At 65.9% G+C, this 23,621-nt stretch carries 18 protein-coding genes; 3 read left to right on the plus strand and 15 right to left on the minus strand.

Translation table 11 applies throughout. From position 1 onward, the window contains the following. Position 1 precedes the first annotated feature (1 nt). From U5A52_RS20610 to wecB, 4 genes are all read right to left on the minus strand, one after another. Positions 2 to 2,548 (minus strand): NfrA family protein, encoded by a 2,547-nt coding sequence (locus tag U5A52_RS20610; protein WP_321936044.1) that lies wholly within the window; start codon positions 2,546 to 2,548, stop codon positions 2 to 4. Beyond that, positions 2,545 to 4,725 (minus strand): glycosyl transferase family protein, encoded by a 2,181-nt coding sequence (locus U5A52_RS20615; RefSeq protein WP_321936045.1) that lies wholly within the window; start codon positions 4,723 to 4,725, stop codon positions 2,545 to 2,547. The genes U5A52_RS20610 and U5A52_RS20615 overlap by 4 nt, the downstream gene beginning before the upstream one ends. Beyond that, positions 4,722 to 7,025 carry a cellulose synthase gene (locus U5A52_RS20620; protein ID WP_321936046.1) on the minus strand — a complete coding sequence of 768 codons (2,304 nt, stop codon included), beginning with the start codon at positions 7,023 to 7,025 and terminating at the stop codon, positions 4,722 to 4,724. The genes U5A52_RS20615 and U5A52_RS20620 overlap by 4 nt, the downstream gene beginning before the upstream one ends. A 126-nt stretch (positions 7,026 to 7,151) precedes the next feature. Then, positions 7,152 to 8,381 carry a non-hydrolyzing UDP-N-acetylglucosamine 2-epimerase gene (wecB, locus tag U5A52_RS20625; protein ID WP_321912640.1) on the minus strand — a complete coding sequence of 410 codons (1,230 nt, stop codon included), beginning with the start codon at positions 8,379 to 8,381 and terminating at the stop codon, positions 7,152 to 7,154. 518 nt (positions 8,382 to 8,899) lie between these two features. Here wecB and U5A52_RS20630 point away from each other — a divergent pair. From U5A52_RS20630 to U5A52_RS20640, 3 genes are all read left to right on the plus strand, one after another. Further along, on the plus strand, positions 8,900 to 9,892 hold the full coding sequence (locus U5A52_RS20630; protein ID WP_321912303.1) for a ferritin-like domain-containing protein: 993 nt from the start codon (positions 8,900 to 8,902) through the stop codon (positions 9,890 to 9,892). Positions 9,893 to 10,092: 200 nt separating this feature from the next. Next, the gene (locus tag U5A52_RS20635; RefSeq protein WP_321912305.1) at positions 10,093 to 10,842 is read left to right on the plus strand and encodes an electron transfer flavoprotein subunit beta/FixA family protein; all 750 of its coding nucleotides are present in this window, start codon (positions 10,093 to 10,095) and stop codon (positions 10,840 to 10,842) included. A gap of 14 nt (positions 10,843 to 10,856) precedes the next feature. Beyond that, entirely contained in the window at positions 10,857 to 11,804 is a 948-nt protein-coding gene (locus tag U5A52_RS20640) for an electron transfer flavoprotein subunit alpha/FixB family protein (RefSeq protein ID WP_321936047.1), read from the plus strand. 100 nt (positions 11,805 to 11,904) lie between these two features. On the opposite strand, the gene U5A52_RS20645 is transcribed toward U5A52_RS20640, so the two are convergent. From U5A52_RS20645 to U5A52_RS20695, 11 genes are all read right to left on the minus strand, one after another. Further along, complete coding sequence (locus U5A52_RS20645) at positions 11,905 to 12,708, minus strand: CoA ester lyase (protein ID WP_321912309.1); 804 nt, start codon at positions 12,706 to 12,708, stop codon at positions 11,905 to 11,907. After that, positions 12,705 to 14,084 (minus strand): MmgE/PrpD family protein, encoded by a 1,380-nt coding sequence (locus tag U5A52_RS20650; protein WP_321936048.1) that lies wholly within the window; start codon positions 14,082 to 14,084, stop codon positions 12,705 to 12,707. The genes U5A52_RS20645 and U5A52_RS20650 overlap by 4 nt, the downstream gene beginning before the upstream one ends. Positions 14,085 to 14,129: 45 nt before the next feature. Beyond that, positions 14,130 to 15,308, minus strand: a complete 1,179-nt coding sequence (locus tag U5A52_RS20655) for a CaiB/BaiF CoA-transferase family protein (RefSeq protein ID WP_321936049.1) — start codon at positions 15,306 to 15,308, stop codon at positions 14,130 to 14,132. Between the two features lie 15 nt (positions 15,309 to 15,323). Beyond that, positions 15,324 to 16,487: an acyl-CoA dehydrogenase family protein gene (locus U5A52_RS20660; RefSeq protein ID WP_321912316.1), complete on the minus strand. Its 1,164-nt coding sequence runs from the start codon at positions 16,485 to 16,487 to the stop codon at positions 15,324 to 15,326. A gap of 38 nt (positions 16,488 to 16,525) precedes the next feature. Beyond that, positions 16,526 to 17,371 carry an FAS1-like dehydratase domain-containing protein gene (locus tag U5A52_RS20665; RefSeq protein ID WP_321936050.1) on the minus strand — a complete coding sequence of 282 codons (846 nt, stop codon included), beginning with the start codon at positions 17,369 to 17,371 and terminating at the stop codon, positions 16,526 to 16,528. A 158-nt stretch (positions 17,372 to 17,529) separates the two neighbouring features. After that, complete coding sequence (locus U5A52_RS20670) at positions 17,530 to 18,318, minus strand: citryl-CoA lyase (RefSeq protein ID WP_321936051.1); 789 nt, start codon at positions 18,316 to 18,318, stop codon at positions 17,530 to 17,532. Positions 18,319 to 18,350: 32 nt separating this feature from the next. Next, the gene (locus tag U5A52_RS20675; RefSeq protein ID WP_321912320.1) at positions 18,351 to 19,220 is read right to left on the minus strand and encodes a MaoC/PaaZ C-terminal domain-containing protein; all 870 of its coding nucleotides are present in this window, start codon (positions 19,218 to 19,220) and stop codon (positions 18,351 to 18,353) included. Between the two features lie 21 nt (positions 19,221 to 19,241). After that, on the minus strand, positions 19,242 to 20,033 hold the full coding sequence (locus U5A52_RS20680; protein ID WP_321912321.1) for an enoyl-CoA hydratase/isomerase family protein: 792 nt from the start codon (positions 20,031 to 20,033) through the stop codon (positions 19,242 to 19,244). Continuing rightward, a complete protein-coding gene (locus tag U5A52_RS20685; RefSeq protein WP_321936052.1) occupies positions 20,030 to 21,166 on the minus strand; it encodes a lipoyl protein ligase domain-containing protein in 1,137 nt (378 codons plus the stop codon). Before U5A52_RS20685 ends, U5A52_RS20680 begins: the two co-directional genes overlap by 4 nt. Next, on the minus strand, positions 21,163 to 22,338 hold the full coding sequence (locus U5A52_RS20690; protein ID WP_321936053.1) for a hypothetical protein: 1,176 nt from the start codon (positions 22,336 to 22,338) through the stop codon (positions 21,163 to 21,165). The genes U5A52_RS20685 and U5A52_RS20690 overlap by 4 nt, the downstream gene beginning before the upstream one ends. Positions 22,339 to 22,383: 45 nt before the next feature. Beyond that, positions 22,384 to 23,583 (minus strand): acetyl-CoA C-acetyltransferase, encoded by a 1,200-nt coding sequence (locus U5A52_RS20695; protein WP_321936054.1) that lies wholly within the window; start codon positions 23,581 to 23,583, stop codon positions 22,384 to 22,386. Positions 23,584 to 23,621: the final 38 nt, after the last annotated feature.

A 23,621-nucleotide genomic window follows, 5' to 3' on the forward strand; every position in this document is an offset into this window, starting at 1 on the left:
CTCAATAAGAAAGCACGGCGCCGAAGAACACGCCGCCCGCCCGGTCGTCGCCCGATATACGCCAACGGTATTGCACCGTCACGTCGACATACGAGCGCGGCATATCGTAGAAGCTGTCGCGGAACCAGTAGCGCGTGGAAACGCCTACCCCCATCCCCACCGGCACGCTGTGGTTGATGCTCGAATCGTAATCCACGCCGGCCACCGCGTATGGAAAGACCGTGAGCTTCGGGCTGATGGTGTCGAGCCGCCAAGTGCGGCCCGCCTCGATATAGCCGGTGCCGTAGTTCCAGCCGTTGCTCACGTAATGGCCGACTTCGCCGTAGTCTTGCACCGTCCACCACGACGGCACGTCGAGCCGCCGCTCGGTGCCGATGCCACCCGAGTAAGCCAGACGCAGCAGCCAGTCAGAAGGCGCGCGCGAGCCAATGGGGATGAGCCGCTCGAACGCGATAACCGCGTTGATCGATTCGAACGGCTTCGCACGCGCACCGATCGCCCCGAGCGCCGTGGAAATGCCGCTAGGCGCGTCGCCCTTCGCGCCGACGTCCTGATACACGCGCGCGTAGACCTCGAAGTTGCGGTCGCCGAGCGCGCCGAACGGACGCCAGTATCCTTCGAGGCCCATCTGCCAGTTGTTGTACGAGCCTGGCACTTCACCCGTCGACACGCCGGGCTGCAGGCCCGAGCCGCGATAGTTGACCGCGGCGATGGCGCCCCAGTCGCGCGTGACTTCCGCGTGCGCGTTACGCAGGTCCTGCAGCTGCACCAACGTGGCGGGCGCAACACCGGGCGGCGATGAGGTGCCGTAGTCGATCGCGCGTTTGAAATAGCTTGCGGCCAGCGCGTCGAAATTCGCGCGATACGCGCTGTAGCCCGCATCGCCGGCAGCCTGCGGCGGCAACTGCCCGGCTTCGTCGGCGCGCGCGAAATACGTGGCGGCGCGGCGGTCCTCTCCTGCGCGTTGCGCCAGGTACGCCGCAGAAAGCGGCGGCAGCGCGTCGAGCAGGCCCGCGTCGGCCATCGCACGTGCTTCGCGCTTTGCACCCTCCGTGTCGCCTGCGGCGGTGAGCGCATCGATCAGTTCGAGCCGATGCTGCGGATTGCGCGGGTCTGCGGCAACAGCCCGGCGCTGCGCGGCGAGCGCGGCTGCCTGATCGCCGCTTTGCGCTGCGACGATCGCGGCGCGCCGGTCGGCGAAGCCGGGATCGGCTGCGTAGACGTCGCAGGCGCTGCCGTACTGGTCGACCGTGCAATCGAGCACCGGGCGCGCCGCCGTGGCAACACGCTCGCCGGGCGTGGATGGACCGGCAGGCTGCGCGAGCGCCGCGCGCGCGTAGTAGCGGCGCATGGCGATCAGCGCGTCGGTGTCGTCGCCAACGGGCGGCAGCGTGGCGAGCAGATCGAGCGCGCGCTGAGGCTGGCCTTCGGCCGTCCACACATCGGCGATGATCGCGTGCGCCACCCGCTCGTCGCGCACCGACGCGCCTTCGCTCAGCAGCGCCTGCGCAAAATCCTCATCGGCCTGTGCCGCCCTGCCCTGTGCCGCACGCGCATAGCCGCGCAACACGTACGGCATGAGAGTCGGCGTGGCACCCGATGCAATCGCATCGCCCGCCGCGGTCTCGAGTCCGGCCATGTCGTTCTGTTCGAGCAGCATCTGGCAGAGCAGCAGCCAGTTGCCAAGCTGCATTGGCGCGTAACCGATCGCCTCGCGCATGAGCGCGATCGCTTGCGCGTGGTCGCCGCGCTTGCGCGCGGCCTGCGCCGCTTGCACCGCCGTGGGCGCGAGTCGCGCGCCGATCTGCGTGCGGCGCTCGCGCAGCGCCTGGCTGTCGCCGAAACGCCGCTGCGCTTCCTGCGCCGCCTGCCAGGCTTCGCGGTCGTGGCCGCCCGCCGAGGCGGCGTCGATGGCGAGCAGGCGCAGACGCAATATGTCCGGCCGCAACGCGATCACGGCGTTCGCCTCGCGCCAGGCGGCGTCGTATTGCTTCGCGCCGTATGATTTGTAGGCATCCTGAGCAAGCTGCCATGCCCGGCCAGTCAGATAGTCGGGCGGTCCTGAGCCCGGCGGCGGCGCCGGGCGCGTCGTGCGAGCACCACTTGTCGCTGCGCCTGGCCGCGCCAGTGCCGCCACCTGCACATCGACCTCGCGGCGCCGTGCCGCGAGCGTCGCGTCGGGACCGATCTGCGCGATCGCGTCGGACAGCGTGCGGCTCGCCTCGCGCCACTGTCCGCGCGCCGCCTGCGAATTGGCAAGCAACAAACGCAGCGAAGCGAGATCGGGCCGTTGACGGATTGCCTCGCGCGCGTAGCGCTCGGCCCCAGCATAGTCGTGGCGTGCGAAGGCTTCGTAGCCTTGCTGGGCGACGCGATAAGCCGCGCCGCTCAGCGGCAAAGGCTGCGTGCCTTGCGGCAGCGCCTGGGCATGGGCGCGGCCCGTGCCTGCGAGCGCACCCCACAACGCGGCGAGCAGCAACGCTCGCGGCACGTTCGCGCGACCGCGTGAAAATCGCCTCGCCGCAAAATGCTTCGGAGTCCGTCTCATGGCGTAGCGGCGCCTTCGGTGCGCAAACGTTCCTGCTCCGCGATCGCCGCGGCCAGCGCATCCCGAGTGATCACGCCCTGCTCGACCATGAAATCGCCGATGCGCCCGTGCTCGGCAGGCCGGTAGCGCAGCAGCGCGCCTTCGAACGCGGCGCGCTTCACCGCACCGCGTTCGATCAGCAGATCGCCTAGCAGCGGAACGCCCGGCGTGGCGGCGCCGCGTGCTTCGGCACTCGCCTTCGCCTCATGCGCTTCGCGCACCTGCACCGGCGGCACGCCGCGCAACAGGCGCAAGCCGTCCGCCACCTCGCCCTCGCGCACAATGCGCTGCACGATCGGCAACGCGCATTGGGCCTGCAGTTCCGCGAGCGACGCTTGCGCAAGCGGGCTCGCGCATAGCAGCACCTCGTGCCCCTTGCCGTCGTCGCCTTGTGGCAGCACGCGGTAGCGCACCGCGAGTTCGAGCGGCACATCGCCCGCGTAGCGCGTGAGCCGCTCGTGATCGAGCCGGCCGCGCGGCAGGTCTGCCTGGAACGCGATGGCCTCCGCGAGCGTTTCTTCATCGAGCCAGCCGTGCGCCATCAGCACGCGCCCGAGCGGCGCTTCATGCGCGTGCTCTTCCGCTAGCGCCTGCTCCAGTTCCTTCGGCCCGATCGCCTGCCAGGAAAGCAACAGCTCGCCAAGACGCTGCTTGCGATCCGTAAAGCCGTCCGACGAGGGGAAGTCGTGCATGGTCTTGTCCCACACGAGCCGCTTGCCGGTGACGAGATACGCGAGATACATCTTCCACGCGCGCGAGACCGCCATGAAGTTCACGAAGTTGCCGATCACCATGCGCGGCACCGAAAGCACGCCATGCTCCCAGCCGTACAGACGCGAAACGAAGTACACGCGCTGAACTACGCGCAGCAGCAACGCGACACCGTTGGCCCACAGCACAATGGTCAGAAAGCGCGAATTCGCGAACGGCGACGCAATGAGATCAGGCCGGATGCCTAGGAACTCGGCGTACGCAAAGAGCAGGAACTGCGCGAGCAGCACATAAGCAATGATGCCGACGAACGCCGTGACGATGCCCTTGCGGTCCCGCGCAAGCAGATAGCGGTTGGCGAGCGTGCCGACCCAGCCTGTTTGCTCCCAGCCCTGCAGGCCGATGCCGAGCGTCCAGCGTGCGCGTTGACGGTAAGCGGTCCGAAACGTATCGGGAAAAAACTCGCGCACGCACAGCGGCATGGTCAGCGTGACGTCGCGCTCGGGCCCGAAGCCGAACCACGATTTGCGCCGCGTGGCGAACTCCACGGGAAAGCGCGCAAAGATCGAATGCATGCCCATGCGGCCCAGCCGCTCGCCCACGTCGTAGTCTTCGGTCAGCGTTTCCGTATTGAAGGGCTGATTCTGCGTCTGCTCCGCGAGCCCGGCCAGCGCGCGGCGCGAAAAGCACGTGCCCACACCCGCCGACGGCACCGTGCCGGCCAGGCTCTCGCGCACCACGAGATCCTTTGCGTGCCACTCGGCGAACTCATCCATATACGTGCCCGCAACGAGTTCGTACCATTCGCGCTCGAGCGAAGCCACTGGCAACTGGATCATGTCTTTGCGCGGCAACAGATAGTTGAAGAAGCGCAACTCGAGCGGATGCAGCACGTCCTCGCTGTCGTGAAGGATCACGCCCGCGAATTCGATGCCGGTTTCCTTCTCCATGCGAAAGATCGCCTGCACGATCCAGTTCAGGCAATCGGCCTTGCAGGTGGGACCGTCGTGCGGCACCTCCACGCGGTGAAGCTGCTTGTAGCGCCGCCGCATGCGCTCGACTTCGGCAATAGTCGCCGCATCGTTCTGGTAGGTGCCGGCGAACACGACATAGTTCTTGTAGTCGAGCACACGCACGAGGTCGGTCACCATCGAGGCGATCACATCCTCCTCGCGCCAGGCGGGCACCATGATCGCCAGCGGCTGCTGCTCGCGCGTGTAGAGCTGCTCGGCGCGCAACGGCTCGTAGCGGCGCTCGATCGTGAAGTGACGGATGACGCGGCGAACCCAGTACCACGCGTCGATGAAAAGATCGTCGATGCTCGATAGCAGGATCACCACCGCCACCACCGCCGCGAGATACTCCATGCCCTCGTAATAGCGGCCGGCGTAGTAGTTGAGCCACCAGTCGATGGCGTGCGTGCTCACGATCCGCTCTGCGTGTTGTCCGGGTTTTCGGCGCTCTCCTGCGCCGCGCGCGCCGCGGCGGCCGCCGCCGTCCTCGCCCGCGCCCGCTTGCGCGCGAAGCCCGCGGCGAGCAGCAGCAACACCAGCACCGCGGTGGCGATGCTCGGCACGCCCCAGCCCGCCCAGTGCCGCGTGAGCCAACCGCGCTGATCGTCGGTCGGCGGCACGCCGCCTGGATACTGCGTGTCGAAGGTCTTGAGTACGCCGCTCGCGTCGACGATGGCCACGTCGCCCTGCTGCAACTGCATGCCCGGCGGCAGAACGGGCGCATTGCCCACGCTGCGGTACACGACGCCGGGCGTCGTGCCGGCGCGCACCACCTGAATCAGCCCGAGATTCGCGAGACCCGACATGTCGGCGAGCATCGAGCCGCCGCGCGCCTTGAGCGTGAGGCGGCCGTCTGCGAAGCTCGCATGGCCCGCCTCGCTGTCGAGCGCGACGTCGGCGGCGAGAAAGGCGTCTTTCGGTTGCGCGCTCTGGCCGTTGGGCACCACCTGAAGCGTCGCGCGCGTGGGCGCGACGCCCGCCGCGTTCGCAAGCCGTGCCACGCGCGGCAGCGTCGTTACCGGGTCGGCCAGATAGGCGTCGGGCACGAGCACGTCCGCCGTGCGCGAGAAGCGCGCCACCATGCCCGTGAAATTCTCGCCGAGCGGCCCCTGGCCGACGACCAGATGGCTACCCGGCAGCACGGCCGCGGGATAGCCCTGCTCGCGCGGGCGGCAGCCGCCCGCCGGCTGCCGCTGGAACAACACGCGCAGCGTATTGGTGGTGCCGAGCGCATAGACGGGAATGTCCGCGCTCACTCGCTGCGCATGACCGTCGGTGTCGAGCAGATGCGAGCCGATCAGCACGCCGTTGAAGAAAATCGACGCCGTCTGGCCATTGCGGTCCGCTGCAGGCGCGGCAGCCAGGTCGAGGACGACGCGGCGCGGAATGCGTCCATCGCCCGAGACGGCTGCAAGATCGAAGTTGGCGTCCCATGCCGCGCTCGTTAGCACATCTACCGTTCTCGGCGTGCCCCCGATCAGCGACAGTGCGATCCGGTCGCTCGTGCCTCCTGCGCTCAGGTTCGGCGACGCAGCCAGCTCGTGCACGACGAGCCTGCGCGACACGTCGATCCCGCTCCACGTGCGCGAAAGCGCGCTCACGCCGGTGTCGTCGCCGACCACCACGGTGGGCAGGCCGCCCAGATGCGCGAGGCGCAGCTCGCCCTTCTCGAATGGCGTGGCAAGCGCACCGCCGGAATGCGTGCGCCATGCATCGAAGGCGCTCGCGGCATCGGCGGAAACGGCCAGCGCTTCGCCGCGCAACGCGTCGAGCGCTGCACCCGCCTGTGCGCGCAGTGCGTCGTCGGCGACCACGACGTTGGGCGCGAAAGCGCCCGCCGGCGCAAGCGCGATGAGCGCGCCCAGTTCGGCGGGATTCGCGATCTTGTGCGAACCGCCCGCTGCGAGCGCGGCGAAAGCGGGCATCGCCTGCAGCGCGGCCGGCACCTGCACGGTGCCGAGATTCACAGTGTCGCCCACCGCAGGCATGCGCGTCGTGACGGGTGTCGCACCGCCGCGCATCAACAGGGCTTCGAGCCGCCACGCGACGTCATAAGCCGCGGCGTCGAGCTTGCCGCCGCTCACGAGCACCACTGGTTTCGCAGGCAGCGCGCTCCACGCGGTGCGCACGTCGTTCACGGCCGAGGTGTCGAACTGATACGTGAGGCGCGTGGTGGGCGCGACCTTCCAGACATTGCCGATGGCCGTCTGGTCCGTGCAAACGTTGTCGTTGAGAACCGACGACCATTGCAGCCCCACGCGCACGAAACCCGAAGGGCGCGGTGCGCCATCCACGCCGATGTTGAGCGACCCGTCGCCCTGCGCGTCGGTGACGTTGCGCACCTGTACGGGCGAGCCGTCGAGCGAGAGCAGGAAGGTCGTGCGTCCGCCGTTGCCGCGCAGATAATTCGCGTCGAGCTGCAGCGTTGCGTTGCTGATCGGCAAGCCCGCGGGCACGGGCAAATAGAGTTCCTGAATCGCGTCGGGCGCGCGCAGCACGACCGGATCGCGCACGCCGAGATCGGCCAGCGACACGGTTCGCGATTCCACGCGCCCGGCCCCCAACTGCGCAAACGCGCCGGCCAGGTCGCCAGGCGCTGCGTACGCGCAGTGCCCCAGCGCGGCGAGAAGCGCTGCGCCCACATACGCGCAATGCCGCGCACCCACGCCCTTGCGCCCCCCTGCACTCACCTGCCGGATCGAATGGAGTCTCACGTGTCATGCCTCATTTTGTGGGCGCGGCGGCGCACCCGCCGCGTCGCGGTACTGGCCATCCCGCCTATGGAATGCACTGATTGCCTGGTACTGCGATACAACTGCCAAGCCGGTGTCGAATCGGCGTCAGGACGCCGCGTCGGCCTCATCCGTCTCGCCGGGCTCCGGCCGCATGGCGACCACCGGATGCCGGTAGCCAGGCAACTCGCGGCTCGGAAATGGCTCGAACGGCCGGCCGGTGAGCGATGCGACGATGCGCTCCGAAGCGTGCCCGTCGCCGTAGGGGTTGACGCGCCGTGCATAGGCGCGCCGCTCGTCTTCGTTCTCGACGAGTTCGAGCACCGCGCGCACGATCGCCACACGGTCGGTGCCGATGAGTTTCACCGTGCCCGCAGCGAGCGCTTCGGGGCGCTCGGTCACGTCGCGCATCACGAGCACGGGCTTGCCGAGCGCGGGCGCCTCTTCCTGTACGCCGCCCGAATCGGTCAGCACGATCGCCGCGCGCTGCATGAGGCGCACGAACTCGGGATAATCGAGCGGGTCGGTAAGGTGAACGTTGGGTGCGTTGCCGAGCGTGGCGAGCACGGGGCCGCGCACGTTGGGATTCAGATGCACGGGATAGACGATCTGCATCTTGCCGGAATGCGCGAGCGTGGCGAGCGCCGCGCAGATATGCTCGAAGCCCTCGCCGAAGCTCTCGCGCCGATGGCCGGTCACGAGAAGCAACGGGCGGCCGCTGTCCATGGGTTCGAGAAACGGAAATTGCGCATCGAGGCGCTCGCGCAACGCCGCGTCGTTGTCGAGCCGCTCGCACATGAGATGCAGGGCATCGATCACGGTATTGCCCGTCACGACCACGCGCCCACCCAACGCCTCCGCTTCGAGATTCGCCCGCGAGCTTGCCGTAGGCGCGAAAAGCAGATCGCTCACGACGTCCACCACGCGCCGGTTCATTTCCTCGGGCCAAGGCTCGAACAGATTGCCGGTGCGCAGCCCGGCCTCCACATGACCAACCGGTATGCGCCGATGAAAGGCGGCAATGGCGCCGGCCATGCTCGTCAAGGTGTCGCCGTGCACGAGCACGCGCTCGGGCTGCTCGGCAGCGAGCACGTCGTCGAGCCCGCCGAACAGGCGCCCGGCGAGGCCGTTGAGCGTCTGGTTCGCGGTCATCGCGCCAAGGTTGTGGTCGGGCACGATGCCGAAGAGATCGAGCACCTGCTGCAGCATGGTCTGATGCTGCCCCGTCACGCAGACGATGGACTGCACACCTGGCTCAGCCTCAAGACGTTTGACGAGCGGCGCCATCTTGATGGCTTCGGGCCGCGTACCGAATATCGACAGGATGCGCACAGGCAGGTTTCCGGTTAGCTGGAGTGTCCAGGCGCCGCGGCGTTGCCCGACGCCCCCTTTTACCGACTGTCTTCATGCCATTGCGCCGGCCATCTGTTCGCTGCCGCCTCGTTGAAGGCGGCTAAGGGACCGGTCAGCCGTACTCTACATGCTTAATTAGACCATTGCGTTCGGGCGTGCCGCGACGCAAAGCTCAGCGCGTCCGGTCGCGCCGCGATTGTTCAAGGAATCGATATGACCCGAACGATTATTGCTTCGGGCGAGACGTATTCGATATTCAAGCCGCATTCGTCCATGCGCGGGCATGAACGATAGCTAACGACTCAACGAGACGGCACGCTCGTCGCGTTTTGCGCGGGTTCGAAGTAAGCTCGTGAGACGATAGCGATCTCTTCTGCATCAACTCGTGCACGCACGGCGACACCCGTCGAAGGCTCCTGCCAGGCCCCTGCCGCGGCGGCGCGCGGCCGTGAAAAAATCGCCTGCAAACCGCGTGTCCTGGCCACCAGCAAAAGAACAGCGAGATGGACGACCTGATACTCGACGCCTTCGATGCGTCGCAACTCATTCCCGGTTTCCATGCGCCGGCGTTGCCCGTCGAGCGTCCGGACCGCGAGACGCTCGACGCCGCCGAGCACAACACGCGCCACTGGACGAGCCGTGTAAGTGGTGCGCTTACGCGCGGCACCGACGTTCACCGCGACGAAATGTGCCGCATGTTCCGCGAGACCTTCAATCCTTACCGGCCCTCGGTGCTCGATTGGCCCACGCTTGAACCCGCCGCGCTCAAGCGCATCACCGATCTGCCCATCTGGGACATCGCGGTGCAAACGGAAGGCCGCGCGCGCCTGCGCATGGCCGCCTACGCCGCCTCGCTCGACGACGCGGTGATGCGCGACGCGCTCGCGCTCAACGCGTGGGAGGAGCACCGCCACAAGGAAGTGCTTTCGCGCATGGTGGCGGCGTATGGCATCAAGCTGGCGAGCGAGCCGCCCTACGTCTACCCTAAGGACGCCGAATGGGCTTATCTCGTGACGGGCTATAGCGAATGCGTGGACAGCTTCTTCGCGTTCGGCCTCTTCGAAGTCGCACATCGCTCGGGCCTCTTTCCGCCCGAGCTCATCGACACGTTCGAGCCCGTCATGCAGGAAGAATGCCGCCATATCCTGCTATTCGCGAACTGGGTTGCCTGGCACCGCGCCCGGCTCTCCTGGTGGCAACGCATTCGCTTCGAGCTGAAAGTGGCCGGCGTATGGGCCTTTCTGGCGTGGGAGCGCATCGGACTCGCGCGCGCCATGGATGCCGAGGGCAATGAGCACAAGCACGACAACAACTTCACGATGAACGGCGCACAGCAGGTGACCGACGTGGATATCAGCGTGCCGGATCTCATGCGCCTGTGCCTCGCCGAAAACGACCGGCGCTTTTCGGGCTACGACACGCGCTTGCTGCGGCCTGAAACCATGCCGCGACTCGTGCGCTTCGCACTGCGCTTCGTGCGCGACAAGAAGAACTGACGCTTCCCTCTCGCCAGTACGTGCGCGTGCGCCGCTTCGTTCGAACGGACGATTGCGGCGCGCGCGGCTTGCTTGCTCCGCTTCAACGCGCTCGAAGCACGCCTTCCACAAAGCTGAATTCCACGCCGCTCACGCGTCTGTCACAGTGACGAAGGCGTTCGTCAACGACGAAAGCATTGTCCCTATCGAGGAGAGAGAGCTTGAAAATTCTGGTGCCCGTCAAGCGCGTGGTCGATTACAACGTGAAGGTTCGTGTGAAGTCGGACGGCACGGGCGTGGATATCGCCAACGTGAAGTTCTCGATGAACCCGTTCGATGAAATTGCGGTTGAAGAAGCGGTACGCCTGAAGGAAGCGGGCGTGGCGACCGAAGTCATCGCCGTTTCCGCGGGCGTCACGCAAGCGCAGGAAACGCTGCGCACGGCGCTGGCCATCGGTGCAGATCGCGCCGTGCTGATCGAGTCGAATGACGATCTGCAGCCGCTCGCGGTGGCGAAGCTTTTGAAGGCGCTCGTCGATAAAGAGCAACCGTCGCTCGTCATTCTCGGCAAGCAGGCTATCGACGACGATTCGAATCAGACCGGGCAAATGCTCGCTGCGCTTGCGAATCTGCCGCAAGCGACGTTCGCTTCGAAGATTGTCGTCGCAGACGGTAAAGCCACGGTTTCGCGCGAAGTGGATGGCGGCGCGGAAACGCTGTCTTTGAAGCTGCCCGCCGTGGTCACGACGGACCTGCGCCTGAACGAGCCGCGCTACGTCACGCTGCCGAACATCATGAAGGCGAAGAAGAAGCCTTTGGAAACGGTCAAGCCGGAAGACCTGGGCGTCGATGTCACGCCGCGTCTGAAGACGCTGAAGGTTGCCGAGCCGCTCAAGCGTAGCGCAGGCGTGAAAGTGCCGGACGTTGCGGCGCTCATCGCGAAGCTGAAGAACGAAGCCAAGGTGCTGTAAAGGAGTTGAGAGAAATGACGAATCTGGTTATTGCCGAACACGACAATCAGTGCATCAAGGCCGCGACGTTGAACGCCGTCGCAGCAGCACAGAAAATTGGTGGCGACGTGCACGTGCTGGTCGCGGGCCACAACGCGCAGGCCGCAGCCGACGCAGCCGCGAAGATCGCAGGCGTTGCGAAGGTGCTGCTCGCCGACGCCCCGCAACTCGAGCAAGGCCTTGCCGAGAACGTCGAATCGACGGTCCTTGCCCTTGTGCAAAATGCGGCGAAGCACTACTCGCATATCCTCGCGCCGGCCACGGCAGCGGGCAAGAACGTCACGCCGCGTATCGCCGCGAAGCTCGACGTCGCGCAGATCAGCGACATCACCGCCGTGCATAGCGCCGACACGTTCGAGCGCCCGATCTACGCAGGCAATGCGATCGCGACGGTTCAATCTCAGGATGTGATCAAGGTCATCACGGTTCGTACGACGGCGTTCGACGCAGTGGCAGCCGAAGGCGGCAACGCAACGGTAGAAAAGATCGAAGCCGCAGCAGACAGCGGCCTTTCGCAGTTCGTGAGCCGCGAAGTCACGAAGCTCGACCGCCCGGAACTCACGAGCGCGAAGATCATCGTCTCCGGCGGCCGGGGTCTTGGCAGCGGCGAGAACTACACGAAGGTGCTGGAGCCGCTCGCCGACAAGCTCAACGCAGCGCTCGGCGCTTCGCGCGCGGCAGTTGACGCAGGCTACGTGCCGAACGACTACCAGGTCGGTCAGACCGGCAAGATCGTCGCGCCGCAACTGTACGTGGCAGTCGGCATCTCGGGTGCGATCCAGCATCTCGCCGGCATGAAGGACTCGAAAGTCATCGTCGCGATCAACAAGGACGAAGAAGCCCCGATCTTCAGCGTGGCCGACTATGGCCTTGTGGGCGACCTGTTTACGGCCGTGCCCGAACTGGCTGGCGCAATCGGCTAAAACCAGCCGCAAGCTCGCTAGCAAAAACCAAGGCGCCTTTGCGAAAACAAAGGCGCCTTCTTTATCGACGCTACCGCAGCAAGCTCAGCTGCTTTCGTGATCAAACACCCAAAATCCGGCGTGCCTTGAGGATCACCGGCATGTCCACCATCTTGCCGTCGAGCGCCACGGCCGCCCCGCCGCTCGCCTGCACTGCGTCGAGCACGCGCTGCGCCCATGCGCGCTCCGCCTCGCTCCACGCGTACGCGCGATGCACGGGCTCGATCTGCTTCGGATGAATGCAAAGCTTGCCGCCGTAGCCAAATCGCCGACCGCGCCGCGCCTCGCGCTCCAGCGCCTCTGCGTCGTCGAATACGGTCGACACGCCGTCGACGGGCGCTGCAATGCCCGCGAGCCGCGAGGCCAGCACGATCTGCGAACGGAACGTGTCGAGTTCTTCGCCGTCTCCGTCGATACCCATGTCCACCTGAAAGTCGAGCGTGCCGAACGCCACGCGTAGCACGCCTTGCGCGCCACACAGCGCGTTCAGGCCCGCGATGCCGCGCGCGGTCTCCACGATCGGCAGCACATGCAGCGTGCCGTGCGCGCCTGAGCGTACCGCCGTGATCTGCTCCGCGCTTTCCGCCTTCGGCAGCATGATGCCCGCCACGCCCGCGTGTGCGCCAAGCGCAGCGGCATCGTCGGCGAACCAGGGTGTGTCGGTGCCGTTCACGCGCACCCACACGGGGCGCGCAGCGTCCAGCGCCTTGAGCACGGCGTCGCGCGCGGCGCCCTTTTCCGCGGGCGGAACCGCATCCTCCAGATCGACGATCACGGCATCGGCGCCTGCGCTGCGTGCCTTTTCGAATCGCTCGGGCCGGTTGCCCGGCACGAACAGATAGGAGCGGGAAAGCGTCGCGCTCATGCGCTCGCCCCTGCGCCGAACAGCGAGCCAACTCGCTGCGCCTCGGCAATGCCCCACGCGGCGTCGAGCAGGCGCTGTGCGTCGCTATCGCTCGCCGCGCCCGAAAATGCGGCGAGGCGCGCGAACTTCGCTGCGATCTCGTCTCGCGAGAGCGTATTGCCCGGGTCGCCCTTCGGCTCATCCACGCGCCCTTGCAACGTGCGGCCATCGCGCGTCGTGACGCTCACCTTGCCGATCCAGCGAGCGGGATACGCGCGGTCCACTTCCTCGTCGAGCGCCATCGTCACACGCTCACGGAACGCGGCGATATCGCCCGCCGAATAGTCGCGCTCGAACTCGTTCACGCCCGCGTACCCGCGATAAGCAACGAGGCCCAGCACGGTCCCCATGTTGAACTTCGCCTGGTGAACGGTGCTCGGCACGATCACGCTGCCGAGCACGTCGATCGCCCCCTGATGCACATGCGCCGTCACGCTCGCAATCTCGTCGGGATTCAGACGGTGCGCTTCGATCACAGACAGCAACGCGTCGGCGGCCGGATGCGTGTGGCGGCACGCCGCGTGATACTTGAACGACGTTTCAACCGTCGCCCAACGCTCGCCAAGGCGATCGACCAGCTTTGCGGGATCGGCGTCGCTCGACATGCCCGCCGCCATGCCCTGCGCGCCTTCGAGAATACGCTGCGCGCCGCGAAAGCCGTCCGCCGCGAGTTGTGCGGCCATCAAGCCGTTTGCGGCCGCCATGGCCGTGTGCAGTTGCTTCGAATCGGCCGCGTCGCGCAGGAACTCCCACAAGCCGCTCGCCTGTGTACCCGCCGAGCCGAACGCGTCGAGCATCTGCTCGGGCGTGAGCTTGAGCAGCCGGCCCGCCGCGGCAGCCGCCGCAATCGTGCCCACCGTGCCGGTCGTGTGAAATATCTTGTAGTGCGAACGACCCATGAATTCGCCTACCCGTATACCCACTTCATAGCCGGCCACCGAAGCTGCGATGAACTCCTGCCCTGAAGCGCCCAGCGCCTGTGCGAGCGCGAGTGTCACCGGGAACACGACGGTAGCCGGATGCAGCACTGAGCCGTTGTGCACGTCGTCCTGCTCGACGAAATGCGAAGCGGCGCCGTTGGTCATGGCCGCGAAATACGCCGTGGTGCGAGTGCGGTCGACGATGACGTCGCACGGACCTTGTGCGTCGGGCGCACCGCGCGCGGCGCGCGCGAAACGCGCGATCGTCTCGACCGGGCGCGCGCCCTTGCCGCCCAGCGCGGAGCCGAGCCAGTCCACATAGAGATTGACGGTGCGCTCGACCACGTGAGGCGGAATCGAATCGAAACGCAGTTGCGAGGCGAAGGCCGCGAGCGCGCGGCTGGGATGATCTGTCATGGCAGCGTAGTTCAGTAATGTCGGTTTGCGACGCGCGAGGCGCGATCAGATTGCGCCGTCTTCGCGCAGCGCACCGATACGCGCCGCGTCAAAGCCAAGCTCACGCAAAATAGATTCGGTATGCTGACCGAGTGCGGGAACGGCATCCATGCGCACATCGAATGCGCAGGGCGCGCCTGGCGGCAACAGCGCCGGCACCGTTCCCGCCGGTGTCTGCACCTCGCGCCAGCGCTCGCGCGCCTGCAGCTGCGGATGCGCCCACACATCGGCCATCGTGTTCATTTGCGCGTTGGCGATGCCAGCGCGGTCGAGCCGTTCGATGACCTGCGCCGCACTGAGCTTCGAAAACGCCTCGACGATCAACTCACGCAATTCGTCGCGGCGCGCGGAGCGCTGTGAATTCGCGGCAAAGCGTTCATCGGCGGCTAGCTCCGGCTGCGACAGAACGTGTTCGCAAAAGAGCTTCCATTCGCGGTCGTTCTGCAGGCCGAGCATCACCGACTTGCCGTCGCCTGCCGGAAACGGGCCATACGGGTAGATCGTCGCGTGCGAGGCACCTGCGAGCGGCGGCGGCGATTGACCGTCGATCGCGTAATAGAGCGGATAGCCCATCCACTCCACCATGCTTTCCAGCATCGAAACGTCGATGCGGCACCCACGTCCGGTGCGCCCACGCATCAGCAGCGCGCTCAAAATGTTCGAATACGCATACATGCCCGCGGCAATGTCGGCAATCGAGCAACCCGCTTTCGCCGGTTCGCCGGGCGACCCCGTGATCGAGAGAAAGCCCGATTCGCTCTGGATCAGCAGGTCGTACGCCTTGCGCTCGCGGTAGGGGCCGTCGTCGCCGTAACCGGAGATATCGCACACGATCAGCTTCGGGTAGCGCTCGCTGAGCGCCTCGTAGCTGAGCCCGAGCCGCGCCGCTGCGCCCGGTGCGAGATTCTGCACGAGCACGTCGGCGTCGGCGAGCAACGCGTCGAGAATCGGTGCGGCCTCCTTGTGCTTCACGTCGAGCGAGAGGCTTTCCTTCGAGCGGTTCGTCCACACGAAGTGCGAAGCGAGTCCATGCACGCGCTCGTCGTAGCCGCGCGCGAAGTCGCCCACGCCAGGCCGCTCGATCTTGATCACGCGCGCGCCGAGATCGGCAAGCTGGCGCGTGCAGAACGGCGCGGCAATCGCATGTTCGAGCGTGACGACCTTGATACCGTCGAGTGGTCTCATGGCGCGCGCCTCAGCTCAGAACGAACGCGGCAGGCCGAGCACATGCTCCGCCACGTACGAGAGGATCAGATTGGTGGAGATCGGCGCGACCTGGTAGAGGCGCGTTTCGCGGAACTTGCGCTCCACGTCGTATTCGCAGGCGAAGCCGAAACCGCCGTGGAACTGCAGGCAGGCATTCGCGGCTTCCCACGAAGCGTCGGCTGCGAGCAGTTTCGCCATGTTGGCCTGTGCGCCGCAGGCTTCGTGCGCGTCGAACCGGCGCGCGGCCTCGAAGCGCATCAGGCTCGCGGCTTCGACGTTGACGAACGCGCGTGCAATGGGAAACTGCACGCCCTGGTTCTGGCCGATAGGCCGTCCGAACACGATGCGCTCCTTCGCATAGGCGCTCACCTTGTCGATGAACCAGTAGCCGTCGCCGATACATTCCGCCGCGATAAGCGTGCGCTCGGCGTTCAGGCCGTCGAGGATGTACTTGAAGCCCATGCCCTCTTCGCCGATCAGGTTTTCCGCCGGAATTTCGAGGTTGTCGAAGAAGAGCTCATTGGTCTCGTGATTGACCATGTTGAGAATCGGCTGCACGGTGAGGCCGTTGCCGATCGCTTCGCGCAGGTCGACCACGAAGATCGACATGCCCTCGGACTTCTTCTTCACGTCGGCGAGCGGCGTAGTGCGCGCAAGCAGGATCATGAGGTCCGAATGCTGCACGCGCGAAATCCACACCTTTTGCCCGTTGATCACGTAGCGGTCGCCCTTGCGCACCGCCGTGGTCTTGATCTTCGTGGTGTCGGTGCCCGTGGTGGGTTCGGTCACGCCCATCGACTGCAGGCGCAGTTCGCCGCTAGCGATCTTCGGCAGATACTTGCGCTTTTGCTCGGCCGAGCCGTGGCGCAGCAGCGTGCCCATGTTGTACATCTGGCCGTGGCACACGCCCGAGTTGCCGCCCGCCCGGTTGATCTCCTCCATGATGACCGACGCCTCGGTCAGGCCCAGCCCCGATCCGCCGTACTCCTGAGGAATCAGCGCAGCGAGCCAGCCGGCTTTCGTGAGTGCGTCGACAAATTCCTCGGGATAGCCGCGCGCCTCGTCGATCTTGCGGAAATATTCGCCAGAAAACTGCTGGCACAGGTCACGTACGGCTTCGCGGATGTCCTGAAACGAATCTTGTTGCGTGGTTTGCATGATCGATATGAAGTCGCTATGAATGTTCGTGGTGCCGTTCAGGCGAGCGTTGCGGTGGCCTGCATCGTCAGATAACCGTCGTGGTCTTTCGCCCAGAGTTCGACCGAGCGCGCGTCGTCGGAGAGCTTGCCGCACAGCGTGAATGCGTTGCCCGCGAACGTGGGCCGTACCGCGCGAAATGCGTACGTTGCGATCGTGGCGTCGGGCCGCTCACGGTGCACGAGGTCGAGCAGCAGCGTGGCGATGAGCGGGCCGTGCACGACGAGGCCCGGATAGCCCTCTTCCTGCGTGACATACGGGAAGTCGTAGTGAATGCGATGACCGTTGAAGGTCAGCGCGGAATAGCGGAACAGCATGAGCGCGCTGGCGTTGAGCGTGCGCGACCAGGTCTCGCCTTGCGGCGCCACGACGGGCTTGGGCGCGCTCGCACCGGGCTGCGGCGCGTCGCGATAGACGATGTCGTGCTCTTCCTCGATGCACAGCGCCCCGCCGCTCTCGTAGCGATGCTGCACCGTCACGAACACGAGGCGGCCGCTGCGACCGGTCTTGTCCTCGATGTTCGCGATAGTGGAAGTGCGAGCGGCCACGTTGCCCGCATGGAGCGGTGTATGAAACGTCAGGCGCCCGCCTGCCCACATGCGGCGCGGCAGTTCGACGGGCGGCAGGAAGCCGCCGCGTTTCGGGTGTCCATCGGGACCCGCTTCGGCGAGCGGCGAGACAGGCAGAAAATAGAGCCAGTGCCACAGCGGCGGCACGGCGCTACCGGGCGCTTCGCGGTCGAGTGTGGCGGCGAGCGCGCGCAGCGGGAACGCGGTGATATCGTCGGTGAGCGTTTCGGTCTTGTCGAGCCACGCACTGAGCGATGGCGTTTGCAATTCCGGCATGGCGTTTCTCCGTTGCGAGACTAGTTGCCATACTATGAACGGCTCACGCCGTTTCGCGAAGTTGCCTTTGCCGAATCAGCCCTTTCGCTTTCGTTAATCCCCCGACCATTGCTGCGCGATACTTGCGCGCGGCTTTCAACCACAGCCGCGCGCCGCCCTTACGCTTCGCCGCGCAGATGAGCAGAGGCTTCGTCTTCCACACGCTGCCACAGCTCGAACGACATGGGGCGCTCGCCCTCTTCGAGCAGATGGCCAACGAGGCCGATCGCGCGCGCCATCACGCCGAAGCCGCGCACGATGCGCCAGGGAAAGCCGAATTCGCAGCAAATCGCGCCGATTGCGCCCGTTGCGTTGATCGGCAGGGCTTTGCCCGACGCCCGCTCGGCCTCCGCGCCAATCAGCTGCATGAGCTTCACATAGCGCCCCGACATGCCGTTTTGCGCGGCCAGTTCGAAAAGGCGCGGTGTGCGCGGATCGATTGGCTTGTGCAGTGGATGACCGAGCCCCGGAATCGGCGTGCCGCGCGCGCGCCATGCGGCGACGGTATCGACGGCGAGCTTTTCCAGGTCGTCGCACTGGGCGTCATAAGGCAGCGCTTCGGAAAGCATGCGGCACGCCCCTTCCATGCTGCCGACGAACACCGACCCAAGCCCGCATAGCCCTGCCGCGACGGCAGCCTGCAGCGACTCGGGCGCGCCCGCATACGTCATGCGCGCGGCGATGGCGCTAGGCGTCATGCCGTGCTCGACGAGCGTAATGACGATGGCGTTGAACATCGCGGACTGCTGCGGCGTGGCCGTCTTGCCCGTGAGTTGCAGAAATGCGAAGTCGCCGAGATTCATGTGTCCGAGCACTTCGTCGGGCAGGCTCTTGCCGCGCACGATAATACGATCGGGTGTGCTGTACGCAATATCGGAGCGCACGAGCGGTTTCGGTTGACGGGCCATAATCCTGATTCCTTCGTTATACAGAATAGCGTTTAGCGCAGTTGAGCACGGCCGTGGTTGAGCACGAGCACGTCGCGTTCCAGCACACGCGCGCGAAAGCTCACCTCGTTGCCGTCACGCCACATCTCGGTACGGATCGTCTCGCCCGGATAAACCGGCGCGGTAAAACGCGCGTGAAATGCCGCAAGGCGTTGCGGGTCGCTTGCGCACAGCGTCTTGAGCACGGCATGCGCGGCCACGCCCCACGTGGCAAGTCCATGCAGGATAGGCCGCTCGAACCCCGCCGCGCGCGCAACCTGGGGGTCGGCATGCAACACGTTGTCGTCGCCGCACAGGCGGTAGAGCAACGCCGTTTCCGGGCGCGTAGGCAGATCGCAATGATGATCAGGGTCGCGCTCAGGCATCGGCGGCGGCGGCGCGGGCGCTTCGTCGCTCAAGCCGTTGTCCGCGCTGAAGCCGCCATCGCCGCGGCAGAACGTGAGCTGCGTGACGGTGGCGTACAGTTCGCCGCTTGCCTTGTCTGTAATGCTACGCTGGATTTCGAGCAGCGCGCCTTTGCCCGCGCCTTTATCGACCACGCGCGTGATGCGCGAGCGGCCGACCACGGTTGCGGACGGCGGCAATGGCTTGTGCATCACGAGGCTCTGCTCGCCATGCAACAGCCGAACCCAGTCGATGCCCGAGCGCGGGTCGCGCGCCCAGAAGCCGGGAAAGCCGAGCACGACGGCAAGTGTCGGCGGCACGCGTAACTCCTTTTCGTAGACGAATGCCAGGTCGTCCGAATCAACGGGATTGGCGCCGTAGCCCACGGCCAGGCTGTAGAGCATGGCGTCGCGCGCGGTATAGGTCTGCTCAACGTCCTTGAACGGCCAGTTGCGCAGCGTGTGATAGTCGATCGTCATGGCTGTGTGCTCGGTGAGAGATCAGGCCTCGGCGGCGGGCCACTTGAAGAGCGGATCGGCCTTCTCGCGAAAGCGCTTCACGGCTTCGCGATGGAATTCGGTCGTGAACGCAATGCCCTGCGCCGCCGACTCGATTTCGAGCATCGCGCGCAGATCGCTGCCAAGCGACTGGTTCAGCGCGCGCTTGGCGAGGCCGAAAGCAATGGGAGACGCAGCCGCGAGGCCGCCCGCGACCTGCGCGGCGCGTGCATGAAGCTTGTCCGGCTCGACCACTTCGAGCACCGCGCCGATCTCCCTCGCTTCGGCAGCGCGTATCTCGCGCGCCGTAAACACGAGGTCTTTCGCGCGCGCTAGCCCCACCACGCGCGGCAGCGTATAAAACGCCCCGCAATCGGGCACGAGGCCGACTTTCATGAAAGGCATGCAAAAACGCGCGCGCGTGCTGGCGATCACGAAGTCGGCGGCGAGCGCAAAGCTGAAGCCCGCGCCGTAGCACACGCCGTCCACGGCCGCGATCACCGGGCGATCGAGGTCAATCAGCATGCTCACCCAGCCGTGCAGATCGTCGATACGATCGCGTCCCGCGTCGGCGCTGGTCACATTCATGGCGCGTACATCGCCGCCCGAGCAGAAGTCATTGCCCGCGCCGCGCAAAATGACCGCACGCACGCTGCGATCGGCGCGTATGCGCTGTACGGCTTCAAGCAGTTCCCCCCGCATCTCGGCGTTGAGCGCGTTCTTGGCCTCCGGGCGATTGAATGTGAGCGTCGCAACGCCCGCCTCCTGTTCGACCCGTAGCGTCTTTTCGCTCATGCGCTCACCCCCGCGTTTGCCAGTTCAGCGAGCGCCTTGTCGAGCGCCGTGATGAGATGCACGGGTTCGACGCCCGCGAACTCCACGTCGGGACGCGCGAGAAACGCCTCGATATGCGCCGCGCACGCCTCGCGCGTGGCGGCGAGACCGGTGAACCCGTCTTCGAGCCACGCGACCGAAGCGAGCGGACGCGGATGCCAGTCGCCATTCACGATCGCTTTGACCACGGTGCCGTCACGCACGAGCAGGCTCAGCCAGATCAACCCGGCCGGGGCCTTTTCGCGTCCGCGCAAGACACGGTCGCCCGCGCGGGTGACAGGGCTGTAACGCGTCGCTTCGCTCTTCTCATGGAACCAGCTTTCCTCATGCAGTTCGCGCTCGTATTGCTGCGCGAAAACGAGTTCTTCGCTGCCTAGCGCGCCTGACTCCAGCGCCATCTCACCGAACGTGCGGCGAACGCAGGCCGCAACCCAGGCGCTCAGTTCATCGGCGCTCACTTCGCGGCCCAGTTCCTGCTCCAGATACGTATAGCGCGAGCCAAGATCCTTGTGCTTCTTGTCCTTGACCTTTTCGGGCGCCATCGGCATCGCGCGCGCCGCAATTGCCGTGTCGATCGCCTTCACGTTCAGCAGAATGCGGAATGTCAGCACGCCGCCTTCGATCTTCAGCGACGTAGCCACGAGCTTGCGTCCGTCGATCTCGACGTCGTTGAGCGGACGATAAGCGGCCTGCAGGCCGAACACATCGCGTAGTGCTTCAGCAACGTGGCCGAGTATCGTGGGGAACGCCTGCGTCGCCGTTTGGGGCACACCGGGCAGACCGATCGGCAGATAGAACGCGAGGAAGGCCGAACCGCGCCCCGCATAGATCGCACCGCCGCCGCTCACGCGCCGCCGCGCGATTACATCGTTTTCGCGGCAGAACGGCAGATCGAGCACCTGGTTCGGATCTTCGTTCACGCCTACGGTTATGCTGTCTTCGTCGAAGACGTTCAGATAGACCGTGGGTGGCGCGAGATTCTCGGCCACGGCGCGCTCGACCGCCGGCGATACCGAAATCGAGAAGTCAGCATAGCTGTGGCCGCCTACGACGAGGCGCCACGGGGTGTGGGTGTTCGTTGCGCTTGCATTCATGTTGTTTGTCTCCGTTGATCTTCTACCAGCGTTGCGCCTTCGAGCTTCGGCACAATCTCGATCGCGTCCGCGTGTATCAGCGTCTGGCGCTTGAAGCGCTCCGCGATGGCCTCGATGGCGGAACGCTCCACCGGGCCTTCCACCTGCAGCGTAAGATGGTCGCCGCCATGTTCCTTGGTGCCGACCACGAGGCGGTACGTGCCCGACGCGCCTTCCACGCCCAGCAGCACCGTCTTCAACTCGGACGGATAAACCTTCACGCCCTTGATCTTCACCATCGAATCGGCACGGCCGAACACCACGCGCGGCAACGACACCGTGCGCCCATGCACGGGCGCGGTATGTTCGAGCACGGTAAGGTCGCCGGTGCGGTAGCGCACGAGCGGCTGCAGTTCCTTCTTCAGATGCGTGAGCACAAGCTCGCCACGCTCGCCTTCGGCAACAGGCATGCCGGTGTCGGGGTCGATGACTTCGGCATACAGCAGTTCATCGAACACATGCACGCCCGTACCGCCGGGGAACGTACGTGCAACGGGCAGGCATTCGGAAAGCGAGTAACTGTCGATCAGCAACGTGCCCGGCATCGCTTCGCGCACGCGCGCGTAAAGCGCCGCATTACCCGTGAACGCTTCGCCGCCCGCAAAGAACACGCGCGGAACCGGGCAGCCCGCTTCGATGAGTTTGAGCGCGTGAGACGGATTGCCGGCGAGCACCGTCACGCCGCATTGCTGCGCAACGCGCGCGGCACGCTCGGTTTCGCCGGGGCCGTGCGGAATGCACGCCACGCCGCGCGCTTCCATCTGGGTCTGATAGAAAAGCCCGGCAACGAAGAGGTGATAGCCAAAGGTCACCATGCAGACGTCGCCGGGGCCGATGCCGCACGCGTCGAGATGTTGGCCGCACGCGGCTTCGATTGCGCGCAGATCGGCTGCACTGTGCAGGATCGGCACGAGCGCAGCGCCCATTGGCGTGAGATGCACGCGCACCGGCGGCACCGCAGGCGCAAACTTGCCGTAGCCCGGCCGATTCATCTCTGCCACGAGTTCGGCGCGCGTCATGAGCGGCACGCGCTCGGCGAACTCCGCCGCGCTCGCGACGCTGCGCGGCAAACGTCCCTCGTAGAACGGATGCGCTTGCAGTCGCGCTAGCTGCGCGTTCAGTGCATCGAGCATCGTCTCCTCCTTTTTATGTTCAGTAGGGGTGCGAATCTTTCGTACTCAAGCCGCGCGCTCAAAGATCGCCGCAATCCCCTGCCCGCCGCCCACGCACATTGTTTCGAGGCCGTAGCGGCCCTTGCGGCGCTGCAGTTCGTAGAGCAACGTGGTCAGCATGCGCACGCCGGTCGCGCCGATCGGGTGACCGAGCGAAATGCCCGAGCCGTTCACGTTCAACCGCGATTCGTCGTGCCAACCCCAGCCCTTGAGCACCGCGAGCACCTGGCACGCGAAGGCCTCGTTCAGCTCGACGAGATCGAGTTGATCGAATGTGATTCCGGTCTTTTGCAGCAGCTTTTGCACCGCGGGCACCGGGCCGATGCCCATCGTCGCAGGCTCGCATCCCGCGGCCGCCCAACCGGTCAGATAGCCCAGCGGCGCGAGGCCCAGTTTGTCGAGCTGATCTTCGGCGACGATCAGGCACGCGGCCGCAGCGTCGTTCTGCTGGCTCGCGTTGCCCGCCGTCACCGTGCCGCCTTTCATGAGCGGCTTGAGCTTGGCGAGCGATGCCTCGGTCGCGTCGGCGCGCACGCCTTCGTCGCGCGCGAACCGTACGGGGTCGCCCTTGCGTTGCGGCACCGTTACCGCCACCACTTCCTCGTCGAAGCGGCCCGCTTCCCATGCCGCCGCCGCACGCTGATGGCTGCGCACCGCGTACGCGTCCGCTTCCTCGCGCGTGATGCCATATTCTTTTGCGAGGTTCTCGGCCGTTTCGATCATTCCCGAGATGTAGCCAAAGCGCGCTTCGGGTTGCGAGCGTTCGCGGCCACGCTCGAGGCGGTCGTGCATCTTCACCGAGCCTGCGCGCGCGCCCCAGCGCATATCGGTCGTGTAGTACTCGATATTGCTCATGCTCTCCACGCCACCGGCCACGACCACATCGGCCGCGCCGCTCTGCACCATCATCGCGGCGGTCACGACCGCTTGCAGCCCGCCGCCGCAACGGCGGTCGAGCTGCAAGCCGGGCACCTGCACCGGCAGCCCCGCTTCGAGCGCGGCCCAGCGGCCGATGCAAGGCGTTTCGCTGTTCGCGTACGATTGCGCGAAGACCACGTCTTCGATGCGCGCCGGGTCCACGCCACTGCGCGCGATGGTTTCGCGCAGCACGGTGGCCGCGAGCGTTTCGACGGAAACAGGGCGCAGGCTGCCGCCGAACGTGCCCACCGGCGTGCGCACCGGCGCAACTATCGCTGCTCTTCTCATTTCGGATTCCTTTTCATGTTGTCTGGTTGTCTGCCGCT

It is taken from the genome of Paraburkholderia sp. J8-2 (assembly GCF_905220195.1).
Taxonomy (GTDB): domain Bacteria; phylum Pseudomonadota; class Gammaproteobacteria; order Burkholderiales; family Burkholderiaceae; genus Paraburkholderia.